The sequence below is a fragment of the Streptomyces diacarni genome (assembly GCF_003323715.1).
GTDB lineage: Bacteria > Actinomycetota > Actinomycetes > Streptomycetales > Streptomycetaceae > Streptomyces > Streptomyces diacarni.
This window is the reverse complement of sequence record NZ_QOIN01000043.1, coordinates 221,550-232,297: the sequence shown is the minus strand read 5'-3', so window position 1 is coordinate 232,297 and position 10,748 is coordinate 221,550. Positions and strand designations below refer to the sequence as shown.

The window sequence follows — 10,748 nt, the reverse complement described above, 5'->3', positions numbered from 1 at the left end:
CTTTCTCTTCGGGCGGGGCGGCCGGTCGAGTACGTCCGGTGGGGCGGGCGAGCCCGCCGCGGCCCTCTGACCGCGTGCGCGGGCCGGGCGGTGTGCCGCCGGATGTCACCAGGTGACGGGCAACTCGTGGACGCCGTAGATGACCGCGTCGTACGTGAAAGGCACCCGCGACACCTCCGTGGCCAGTCGCAGGGTGGGGATCCGGCGGAACAGGGCGGAGTAGACGACCTGGAGTTCCATCCGCGCCAGGGGCTGGCCGACACAGTGGTGGCTGCCGCCGCCGAAGGCCTGGTGCCGGCGCGCGTTGCGGGCGAGGTCCAGCGTGTCGGGTTCGGGGAAGACCAGGGGGTCCCGGTTGGCGAGCTCGCCCAGGAGGATGACGCCCTCACCGGCGCGGATCGTCTGCCCGGCGACCTCGATGTCCTCCAGCGCCGTCCTGCGGCGCCCGAGATGGACGATGGACAGGTAGCGCAGCAACTCCTCCACGGCCGAGGCGACCACCTCGGTGTCTTCCCCCGCGTCCCGGAGGCGCGCGAGCTGGTCGGGGTGCTGGAGCAGCAGCAGTGTCCCCAACGTGATCATGTTCGCGGTCGTCTCATGCCCGCCGAGCAGCAACAGCACGCCCATGGTGGCCGCTTCACGGCGCGTCAGCTCGCCCGCCTCCACCCGCTCCCCGAGCCGGGAGAGCAGATCGTCACCGGGCTGCGCGAGCTTCGCACCGACGAGGTCGTCCAGGTACGCGGCGAGCCGGGCGTGCGCCGCCTGCCGCGTCCCGGTGTCGGCGACGGCGGAGACGAGGGTCCTGCTGTTGGTCTGGAAGAAGTCGTGGTCGCGGTAGGGGACGCCCAGCAGTTCGGAGATCACCATGGAGGGGATGGGCAGCGCCACGGCCTCCATCAGGTCGGCGGGCTTCGGCCCGTCGAGCATGCGCTCGATGCACGTCTCGGTCATCTCCCGCACACGCGGGCGCAGCGCCTCGACCCGCCTGACGGTGAACGCGCCGCTGACCATGCGCCGCAGCCGCGCGTGCTCCGGATCGTCCATGCCGACGAAGCTCATGTCGGCCTTCCCCGTGTTCTGCGGGGGGACCGGGCTGGGAAAGCCCGGGTGGGAGAAGTCCGCGCTCAGCCGGGAATCGGCGAGCAGGGCCTTCTGCTCGGCGTGGCTGGTCACCACCCAGGGCGTGCTGCCACCCCACGAGCGGACCCGGCTGACCGGGCCGCGCCCGGCCAGCCGGCGCATCTCGGGCGAGAGGCCGAACGGGCAGGTCGAGGAGCGGGGGTGCGGGAAATCGGGGATGTCGGCGGCATCGACCGGGGGCACGGTGCTCATGGCGGTCCTTCGGCGGTGGGGGCTGGGCGGGTGGGCGGTGCTGACGCGTGCGGTGCTCGGTACTGAGGGTCGGGGGGCGCCGGGCGTGGCTCCCTGAGCGCTCCCGGCGCCGCGCGCGGGGCGGAGCCGTCGCCCTTCCGTATCGGGCGAGAGTGACGGTCGTCCTACGGCGCCGGGCGAGGTCGTCGTCCGTCGGCGCCCGAGGAGGCCGCCTTCCGTCGGCGCCGGATGAGACAGGCGTCAGGGACAGGTGGGGCCGGGCGGCGCCGGGGTCAGACGGCCGGGGGCGCGAGCAGCCGCGGTGGGAGTGGCCGCGACGCGGCGGCGAGGCCGCGTGGCCGTGGACGGCGCGTCGGCCTCCGGTGCGCGCGGAGGGGGATCACGCGTCCTTGCCGACGTGGATGGCGGCGGCAGGACACATGTCGGCCGCCTCGCGGACGGCGTCGTGACGGTCGGGGTGCGGCTCGGGGGCGAGGAGGACCACGATGCCGTCCTCGTCCCGCTGGTCGAAGACGTCCGGCACGGCCATGGCGCACTGCCCGGCGCCGCAGCACCTGTCCTCGTCCACGCTGATCCTCATGCTCAGGCCTTCTCCAGGGAGTCGTCGGAGTCGTCGGTGTGGGTGACGGGCGCTGTCAGCAGCCCGACGACCGCGTCGGTCAGTGCGTCGGCCGTGCGCTGCCAGGAGGCGTGTGGCGCTCCGGTGCCCTCGGCCAGCGCGCGTTCCCGTTCCGCGCAGGTGTGGACGAGCAGATGCCGTGCCATGTCTCCGCGTTCGGCCCGCACCCGCTCGGGCAGCGCCGCGAGGCAGCGGCCGAGGTTGTCGAGGACTTCCCCCAGACAGGGCCGCACGAGCGCCTCGTCGGTGACGAGCGCACGGAGCATCGGATCGGTCATGACCAGCACCGAGAAGCGGGCGTGCCACGAGGGCACTCCGAGGGAGCCCAGATACTCCGGCACGGGACGCACGAGGCAGCCGACCCAGTCGCGGACGTCGCGGCTGCCTGCGGCAGCGCGCACGTACCGCTGCCGGAGCGCGTCGACCCGCTCCCCGTGCCGGGTCATGATGGCGCGCACGAGCCCGGGCTTGCTGCCGAAGTGGTAGCTGACGGCCGTCACGTTGCCCTGGCCGGCGGCCTCGCCGATCTGGCGGCTGGAGACGGCGGACAACCCGTGCTCGGCGAACAGCCTTTCCGCCGCCGTCATCAGCGCGTCACGGGTCTCCGTGCCGCGGTCGGCCCGTCCGGTTCGCGCGGTGGCGCTCACGGGGTCACCGTCCGACCGCGTGACGGGCCGTCGGGTGCGGTGCGTCGGGGCACACGCCCCGCGGGCGGTGCCGTGTCCGGCAGGTCAGTCACTCCAGTGCCTCCCCGGTCGGTGGACCGTACCGCCCCAGGTGAACACGGGCTTCCGCTATAAGTCAATCGACTGACTTAACAGCTCTGTTCACCCGGACCACGGTCATCCGGCGCGGGCCCGCACACGAAGCGCGTGAGCGGGCCCGCGCCGCCCCCGGCACGCTGTACCGTCCGGTTGGGGAGGTGACGGGAATGTGTTTCCGTCTGGCGGCGTACGCCGTGTGCGTCGAGGACGGGCGAGTGCTGCTCGCCTCTCACGCACCGCCGAAGGGCGAGGCCAACTGGACCCTTCCGGGCGGCAGGGTCGAGCACGCGGAGGACCCGTTCGACGCGGTGCTCCGGGAGGTCGCCGAGGAGACAGGTTACGAGGCGGTGGTCGAACGCCTGCTGGGCGTGGACTCGCGGGTCATCCCCGCAGCCGAACGCAACGTCCCCGGCACACGGGACCACCAGAACGTCGGCATCTTCTACCAGGTCCGCATCGTCGGAGGACACCTCAGACCCGAGCCGGACGGCGACATCGCCGAGTCCGTCTGGACCCCGCTCCCCGACATCCGCCGCCTGCGCCGCTCCTCGCTGGTCGACATCGGGCTCGCCCTGGCCCGGACCCGTCCGCCGACCGGCCACGCCGCCCCCGTACCGGTCGGCGGCCTGATCCAGCACTGATCCGGCCCGCGCCGCACGCCGCCTCGGGCAGCGTCCGCGGGCCGGATCGAGCGGCTTGCGCGGGCCGGATCCTGCGGGCGGTCAGTCCTCGTACTGCGCGAGGGCCAGGCCGAGGCCGAAGAAGGTCGGCGCCCACTCTCCGACGAAGATGCCCCACCGGTCGGCCCGGTCCATCCCGGCGGTCTCGCCCTTGATCGATCCCATCCACGAGACGACCGTGAGTCCGATCGAGACGATGGCCGCGGTGTAGGCGTGCTCACTGCGGAGACCGGCCTCGTGCAGCTTCTTGACGACCATGAAGGCTCCTAGTAGTCGAGGCGGAGACCCCTTCACCTTCACCCGCGTGCAGCACACCCGCTCTCCCGGTACCGCCGAACGGGTGATCGGGCACCTGGCGCCACGGATCCGGACCGCGCACCGTCGCGACGACGCAGCACCGCACGCGACGCCCGCCAGGTCCGTTGCTGCTCCACGGGAGACGGGTGAGCGAATCGAACCAGGGGACTACCGCGTCGGTCCACCCACCGGGCCCGGTTCAACCCGGTGCCGGATGCTGTGACCGCTCGATCCCTCGTAGCGTCCTTCGCACCGCACGCCGCTTGCGTGCGCGAAGTCGACAGAGGGGGAAACACATCATGCGCAACGACAAACGTGCGGCTGTCGTGACAGCCGCGGCCGCGCTGTGCACGGTGACCGGGGGCGGCGTCATGACGGCGCAGGCAGCGACCCCGGGCCAGAACCAGGCACGGACGGCGACCGCCGCGAAGCCCGCCCCGGCGCCCACGGCCGACTCGGCGGCACGCCTGACGGCGAAGTGCCCGTACCCGTACGTGTGCTTCACCAAGGGCACCACCATCCTGAGCAAGTACAAGGACGCGGGGTATTGGCAGACACTCGGCCCCAAGGGCCGGACCGCCGACAGCGCGAACAACACCCGCCACGACGACGTCGTGTACGTCCGCTTCTCCAACGCCAAGACGATCTGCATGAAGCCCGGCCAGGGTTGGGCGTTCAACGGAGCCCATCCGCGGCAGGTCTACATCAGCACTTCCAGCACCTGCAAGTAGTGCGAACCCGGTCGGCGCCACGGCGCTGAGGGCCTGGTCGTCGGCGCCCCGCCGACGACCAGGCCACGCCCGACCCGGCCGCGCGCCGCACGCGTGGACCGGAGCGTCAGCCGCCCGCGAGAGAGGACGCCCTGACGGCGGCCGCTGCCCGCTTGCGCCGCCTGCGCAGCAGCACGACGACGAGCACGAAGACCTGGAGCACGAGTTCCAGGCTCGGCAGGTCGGCGGTCACCTCGGAGCGCACGTGTCCGGTGCGGCGGATCGTGCCGGCGGGCTCACCGTCGTCACCGATCATGGTGAACTCCCGGTCCGCCGCCGCGCTCCGCCGGAACGAAACGACCCGCCCTGAGCACGTCAGATGCCAACTGCGGCGCACCCGGTCCGTGGCCGCGATGACCGTCCCCTCGCCGTGCCCGTCCCCTTCCCCGCCGCTGTCGGTGCCAGTGCCGGCGTCGAGCAGCTCGTAGACGCCGCTGAAGCGGTGCGTGCGGACGAGGTAGTCGACCCCGCCCAGCGTGAACCGCGCGCCGATGCGTCCTCTGCGCAACGAGAACGCCGTCAGCGCCCGACCGTCCTCGGTGAGCTCGTACTCCTGGGACGGCGGATGGACCCTCTTCGCGTGCAACATGACTCCATCCCAGCACCGGCCCGCCGGTCGGACCCATGCCATCTGTCATGCACCGCCGGGTGACAATCCGGACGAGGCCGACGGCAACGGGTGCGCGACGCTTGCCTCCATGACTCCCCGCTCCACTTCACGGGCCGACGCTCGTGCGCCACTGCCGCAGACGGGCCTACCATGATCGACGTGGGCGCACGCGATCCGGACGAGTTCTCCGCCGGCAAGTGGCCGGACTGGAGCTTCTGGAAGGACCAGCCGGACAGCCCCAGTGCGTACGGACGAGGCCGTGTGATCGTCGCCACGGCCACCGCGCTGGCCTCCCTCACCTTGATCGCACGGGCCGACGACCTCGCGCACGCCTCCCGGCATCCCCTGCTCACCTCGCTCGCGATCGGCCTCGTCGCCTGCTACGGCATCGGCTGCATGCTGGCGCCCTGGTACGGTCCTGCGGCGCTGCGGCGGGGACGCATCGCCATCGTGGCCGCGCTGCTCCTGCTCGGGGCGGCACCTGCCGTGCTGCTCGCGTCGCCGCGCCACCTGACCGATCTGACCTTCGCCCTCGCGATCGGGCTCATGCTGCTGCCGCTGCGCCACGCGCTGCTGCTCGGTCTCGCGGTGGTGGCGGGGCAGATCGTCTGGATGCGTCTCGCCCAGGGCGAGGTGGCCTGGGCGCAGGTGGCCATCCTCGTCGGCGTGACCGCGGCACTCGGCACCGTTTTCGCGCTCAACTTCACGATCGGACACCTGCGGGCCGCGCGCGAGCAGGTCAGGAGACTGGCCGTGAACCAGGAACGGGAACGGGTCGCCCGGGACATGCACGACGTCCTCGGCCACAGCCTCTCCACGATGACCGTCAAACTGGGGCTGACGCGGCGCGTCCTGGAGTCCTCGCAAGACGTGGCCCTCGCCGTCGAGCAGGTCGCCGAGCTGGAGACCATGGCCCGCACGGCCCTGTCGGATGTGCGGGCCACCATCTCGAACTACCGCACCCTGTCGCTGGACAGCGAACTCGCCGGCGCCCGCATGGCTCTGGGCGCCGCCGGCGTACGGGCCGACCTGCCCGCCGCGACCGACACCGTACGCACCGAACTGCACGAGGTGTTCGGCTACGTCGTGCGGGAGGCGGTCACCAACGTGCTGCGGCACTCCGACGCCGAACTGTGCACCGTCCGCGTCGGGCCCGACTGGGTCGAGATCACCGACAACGGCGGTTCCACCGGCGAGGCGAGCGCCGGGAACGGGCTCACCGGCCTCACCGAGCGGCTGGCCGCCGTGTCGGGCACCCTCGAACACGGGCCCGCCGCCGGTGGCGGGTTCCGGGTCGTCGCTCGCGGGCCGGCCCGGGAGAGCGGCCCCGCACCCGCACAGGAGGCCGAGCCGACATGATCCGCGTCCTGCTGGCCGACGACCAGGCACTCGTGCGCGGCGCCCTCGCGGCTGTGCTCAGGATCGAGCCCGACCTCGACGTGGTCGCCGAAGTCGGCACCGGTACCGAGGTGCTGGCCGCAGCCCGGGACACCGCGCCCGACATCGCGCTGCTCGACGTCCAGATGCCAGGCCGGGACGGCCTGGCCGTCGCCGCCGACCTCCAGCGGGCGCTGCCCGGCTGCCGCACCCTCATCTGCACGACCTTCAGCCGCCCCGGCTATCTGACGCGGGCGATGTCCGCGGGCGCGGCCGGCTACGTAGTGAAGGACTCCCCGCCCGAACAGCTGGTCGACGCGATCCGCCGCGTCCACGCAGGACTGCGCTTCGTGGACCCTGCCCTCGCCGCGGAAGCGCTGGCCAGCGGCGCGAGCCCGCTCACCGAGCGCGAGGCGGACGTGCTGCGCGCCGCCGCCGAAGGCGGCACCGTCGCCGACATCGCCAAGGCGCTTCGGCTCTCACAGGGCACCGTCCGCAACCACCTGTCGTCGGCGATCGGCAAGACACAGGCCCGCACCCGCGCCGAGGCGGCCCGCCTCGCGGAGGCCAACGGCTGGCTGTGACCGCCGCGCCGCGGCCCGGGCCACCGGTCCGTTCGCTGTGTCGGCGAGGCGAGCTCCTCTGGATGAGGACGAGACGAAGTCGGTGTCCTCCCGTGCGCCAGTAGTCAGTCTCCCTCGTGCGGCATGGGTGCCGGTTCGGCCTCCTTCATGCGGCGGTCGGTCCAGTGATCCTGAACGTCACGCTGGTCGCGCTGAACCTCGGAGGTCGAGGTTCCGCCCCCGGGCTCGGGCGGTGAGGCGGGGGGCTCGGACGCGTCCTGACGGAGCGCGACGACGGTGGCCACAGCCGCAGCGACACCTGCGGTGACGACGAGGACGCGGATGCCGGAGCGCTTCACGGGCGACCTCCTTGCCGAGTGCGGAGCCGTAGGAGAACGGCGCTCACCCCGCCACGCTACTGGCTGTGCGGCGGGGTGAACACCGATCAGCCGGACGTCAGGTGGCGGAGCCCTGGTCGTCGAACATCTGCTTCACGCTGTCGTCGAAGTAGGAACTCCGGTTCACGCCGGCGGAGTCGATGGTGCTCATGACCCCGTTGGTCTGGCCGAGACCCGACGACTGGTCGAATTCGCGCATCCACGGGCCGCCGCTGGAGCCGCCGCCGAAGTCACAGCCGAGCGCCAGCTTGCCGTCCGAGTCCGCGGTCCGGCCCTCGCAGTACCACTGCACCTGGCCGTTGTCCTTGTTGCCCGGGTAGCCGTTGATCGTGATGTCCTGCTCCCGCGAGTAATTCCAGCTCAGCCCATTGCCGCCGGTGCGGTTGACCAGCTTGTCGCTGCCCTGGGGCCAGGTCGTCACCATGGCGACGTCCCAGTTCAGATCGCCGTCGTTGATCCAGCCGTTGAAGGCTCGCAACTCCTTGGCGACGAAGGTGCCATAGGGTTTGTCACCGTTGCGGAACTGGGGGACATACGCCCAGTTCTCCATCCAGTCGCCGCCGTTGCCCTCGTGCACGCAGTGGCCGGCCGTGATCGCCATCTGCTTCGAATCGCTGTTGAGGGCGCTCGCCGAGCAGACGTAGTCCTTGCCGTCACTCGGCTTGGTGAAGAAGACTTTGCCGGCGACGGAGGTCTCGGTGATCTTCGTACGCACCTCGCCCGAGGGGGGCGCGGCCGGGGTGGACCCGGGCGGTCCGCTGGGCTGCTCCGCGGTGCCCGAGGATCTCTTGGCGCCAGCGTCCTCCGGCGTCAACGGAATGGCGTTCCGCATGCGTTCGGATGTCCAGTACTCCTCCACGTCCTCGACGGCGCGGAGGGTCCCGATCCGGGCGCCGTCGTCCGCGCGGGCGGTCGAGACGCTGGTCGAGCCGGCGTCCTGCGTCGCTTCCGGCTGTGCGGAAGCGGGCCCGATGGTCGTGAGGGCGACGACGGCGGCTACAGGAAGGGAGAGCAAAACGGGTCGCATGAGGCGCACTTATGTTCACCTTTCGAAGGCAGGTTCACTCTGTGGCGCGCAACACGCTAAGTTCGCGGGGCCCGCTTGCGGAAGGGCGCCTGCCCCGGGACCCGGGGCGAACACCCCCTGTATGGAGGACGGTTGGTGTGCCAGGTGCGGCGGGGACGGACCACGCGGTACAGGAGCATGCGGCACAGCATGCGGCGCGGCGCGAGGGCTTTCCCTCCACTACCTGTTCCAGATGGCCTCGTCCGCGTTCCGCGGCGGCGACGCGCGGATCTCCCGCCCGCCACGAGGGGCGATTGGCCGCCACCACCGGGACGAGAACACACGGTGCGGCCGGGTGTGCGGCCCAGGTCCGCACGATGACGGAGCGGATCACCGCTGTCCCGATGCCCTGGCCGGTCTGGCGGGGATCGCCGGTCAGGTGGTCGAGGGTCATCGCGTCGTCAGGCACGGGGACGAGGGCTTCCAGCTCGGCCAGGTACTCGGGGTAGTCGAGCAGGCGCGAACGCTGGACGAGACCGACGGGGCGGTCTTTGAGGAAAGCGAGGAGATCCTCCGAGGGCTCCTCGCCTCGGGCGGCGGGGCCGAAGTGAGCGCTGGTCGGCGCTGATGCCGAGGCGGCTACCTGCGTATACGCGGAGCAGGCGGTCGTGACCGGAGCAGGCGGTCATGACCGGCAGCGGGACGGCTGCCGGAGCGGCACGGAACCAGGCGGTGGCGGACTGCACAGGTCGTGAGGGTCGCCGGCCGTCCCGCTCAGTCACCATCGCGTGTGACCGAGCACGTGAGCCGGCGCCGCTCGCCACCTCACGTGCTCATAGTGGGAGCCTTCGCCGCGGCGGGCCGGGAGGGGCGCCCTGCCCCAGCCAGCTCCCGTCCGACGTCACTTGCCGCTGTAGACGGGGAACGCGCGGTGTTCGCCGTAGTCCACGTCGCGCAGACCCCGCAGGGTGTCCATGTCATCGTTCGAGATCTCGAAGTCGACCTCGGCGTTGGCGCGCATGTGTGCGGGGTTGGCCGTCTTGGGCAGCGACACCGTGCCCAGCTGCAGGGTGTAGCGGATGCACAGCTGTGGGACGGACACGCCGTACTTCTCCGCCATCGCCTGGACCTCGGCGTTCTGCAGGATCGCTCCGTGTGCGATCGGCGAGTACGCCTCGACGAGAATCCGCTTGCCCTCGCAGTGGTCCAGGAGCTGTGAGGGCGTGTTCCCGGCGTGGACGAGCAGTTGGTTCACGTGCGGCACAACGGCCGCGCCGCGCAGGATGTTCTCCAGGTCCCGCTGCTGGAAGTTGGACACCCCGATGGAGCGGATCTTGCCGACCTGATGCGCCTCCTCCAGTGCGCGCCATGCTTCGCGGTTGCCCTCGGCGTAGTCGCCGCCGCGGAAGTCGTCCCACGGCTGCGGGCTGTGGATGAGCATCAGGTCGATGTACTCGATCCCGAGCTTCTCCAATGACTCGTCGATCGCGTCGACCGCCTGGCCGTGGTCCTTGATCTCCGCGGCGAGCTTGGTCGAGACGAACAGCTCACCCCGGGGTACGCCAGCGGTGCGCACGCCCTCGCCGACGCCGCGCTCATTGCCGTAGGCCTGGGCGGTGTCGATGTTGCGGTAGCCGATCTGCACGGCCGCGCGGACCGCCTCAGCCACCTGGTCGTCGTCGATGAACCAGGTGCCGAGCCCCAGCTTGGGGATCTCGACGCCGTTGGCCAGCGTGTAGGTCTCGTCCAGGATGGTCATGCGTGTGCTCCGTTCCTCGGCAGCTCGCCGTACACCTCGTCGGTGACGGGTTCCAGCCACTCGTTGCTGACGTCTTCGCCCGGGGTGATGAAGGCGACGTGGGAGAACCACGAGTCGGCCTTCGCACCGTGCCAGTGCTTCGTGCCCGCCGGGACGCGGATCACCGTTCCCGGCTCCATGCTGATGGGTTCCTCGCCCGCGGCCTGATACCAGCCGCTGCCGGCCGTGCACAGCAGAATCTGGTCACCGCCGCCACCCCTGCCGTGGTGGATGTGCCAGTTGTTGCGGCAGCCCGGCTCGAAGGAGACATTGCTGACGGGAACGCTCCCCGAAGTGAGCGGCGCCAGATAGCTCTGACCGGTGAAGTACTGCGCGAAGGCGTCATTCCTCTCCCCGAGCGGAAAGATCTGGTCGAATCCGTTGACAGTCATCTCATTTCTTTCCTTCTGCTTCACCGGGCCTTGCGGGCTCCGCCGAGCCCCACCGGGCGGCAGCGGCGGCATGGGTCCAGCCGCAGGGCTGAACAAGCTTTCTCCTGGTCGACGCAGGCCCTGTGCTCGGCGTTGTAGCGAT

General features: G+C 71.2%; 13 protein-coding genes and 1 pseudogene. 4 read left to right on the top strand and 10 right to left on the bottom strand.

The features are described from left to right. Positions 1-105: 105 nt before the first annotated feature. The 3 genes from DTL70_RS15080 to DTL70_RS15070 form a co-directional block, all read right to left on the bottom strand. On the bottom strand, positions 106-1,332 hold the full coding sequence (locus tag DTL70_RS15080) for a cytochrome P450 (protein ID WP_114022427.1): 1,227 nt from the start codon (positions 1,330-1,332) through the stop codon (positions 106-108). Between the two features lie 379 nt (positions 1,333-1,711). Further along, positions 1,712-1,912, bottom strand: a complete 201-nt coding sequence (locus DTL70_RS15075) for a ferredoxin (RefSeq protein ID WP_114022426.1) — start codon at positions 1,910-1,912, stop codon at positions 1,712-1,714. Positions 1,913-1,914: 2 nt separating this feature from the next. Continuing rightward, positions 1,915-2,598: a TetR/AcrR family transcriptional regulator gene (locus DTL70_RS15070; protein ID WP_245979382.1), complete on the bottom strand. Its 684-nt coding sequence runs from the start codon at positions 2,596-2,598 to the stop codon at positions 1,915-1,917. Between the two features lie 284 nt (positions 2,599-2,882). Here DTL70_RS15070 and DTL70_RS15065 point away from each other — a divergent pair, with 284 nt between their 5' ends. Continuing rightward, on the top strand, positions 2,883-3,356 hold the full coding sequence (locus DTL70_RS15065; protein WP_114022425.1) for an NUDIX hydrolase: 474 nt from the start codon (positions 2,883-2,885) through the stop codon (positions 3,354-3,356). A gap of 81 nt (positions 3,357-3,437) precedes the next feature. On the opposite strand, the gene DTL70_RS15060 is transcribed toward DTL70_RS15065, so the two are convergent. Then, positions 3,438-3,653, bottom strand: a complete 216-nt coding sequence (locus DTL70_RS15060; RefSeq protein WP_114022424.1) for a hypothetical protein — start codon at positions 3,651-3,653, stop codon at positions 3,438-3,440. 338 nt (positions 3,654-3,991) lie between these two features. On the opposite strand from DTL70_RS15060, the gene DTL70_RS15055 reads away from it, so the two are divergent. Further along, positions 3,992-4,423 carry a hypothetical protein gene (locus DTL70_RS15055; RefSeq protein WP_114022423.1) on the top strand — a complete coding sequence of 144 codons (432 nt, stop codon included), beginning with the start codon at positions 3,992-3,994 and terminating at the stop codon, positions 4,421-4,423. A gap of 106 nt (positions 4,424-4,529) precedes the next feature. Here the strand turns inward: DTL70_RS15055 and DTL70_RS15050 are convergent, their stop codons facing one another. After that, positions 4,530-5,051, bottom strand: coding sequence for a hypothetical protein (locus DTL70_RS15050; RefSeq protein ID WP_114022422.1), 522 nt, complete (start codon positions 5,049-5,051; stop codon positions 4,530-4,532). 171 nt (positions 5,052-5,222) lie between these two features. On the opposite strand from DTL70_RS15050, the gene DTL70_RS15045 reads away from it, so the two are divergent. Beyond that, on the top strand, positions 5,223-6,431 hold the full coding sequence (locus DTL70_RS15045; protein ID WP_114022421.1) for a sensor histidine kinase: 1,209 nt from the start codon (positions 5,223-5,225) through the stop codon (positions 6,429-6,431). Beyond that, complete coding sequence (locus DTL70_RS15040) at positions 6,428-7,033, top strand: response regulator transcription factor (protein WP_114022420.1); 606 nt, start codon at positions 6,428-6,430, stop codon at positions 7,031-7,033. The genes DTL70_RS15045 and DTL70_RS15040 overlap by 4 nt, the downstream gene beginning before the upstream one ends. Before the next feature lie 104 nt (positions 7,034-7,137). On the opposite strand, the gene DTL70_RS15035 is transcribed toward DTL70_RS15040, so the two are convergent. From DTL70_RS15035 to DTL70_RS15015, 5 genes and pseudogenes are all read right to left on the bottom strand, one after another. Further along, a complete protein-coding gene (locus DTL70_RS15035) occupies positions 7,138-7,371 on the bottom strand; it encodes a hypothetical protein (protein WP_114022419.1) in 234 nt (77 codons plus the stop codon). 97 nt (positions 7,372-7,468) lie between these two features. Next, the gene (locus tag DTL70_RS15030) at positions 7,469-8,437 is read right to left on the bottom strand and encodes a trypsin-like serine peptidase (protein WP_245979381.1); all 969 of its coding nucleotides are present in this window, start codon (positions 8,435-8,437) and stop codon (positions 7,469-7,471) included. A 34-nt stretch (positions 8,438-8,471) separates the two neighbouring features. Then, positions 8,472-8,972 (bottom strand): annotated as a pseudogene (locus tag DTL70_RS15025) (GNAT family N-acetyltransferase); the annotation flags it as partial. Positions 8,973-9,317: 345 nt separating this feature from the next. Next, positions 9,318-10,175, bottom strand: coding sequence for an aldo/keto reductase (locus DTL70_RS15020; RefSeq protein ID WP_114022417.1), 858 nt, complete (start codon positions 10,173-10,175; stop codon positions 9,318-9,320). Next, positions 10,172-10,606: a cupin domain-containing protein gene (locus DTL70_RS15015; RefSeq protein ID WP_114022416.1), complete on the bottom strand. Its 435-nt coding sequence runs from the start codon at positions 10,604-10,606 to the stop codon at positions 10,172-10,174. Before DTL70_RS15015 ends, DTL70_RS15020 begins: the two co-directional genes overlap by 4 nt. Positions 10,607-10,748: the final 142 nt, after the last annotated feature.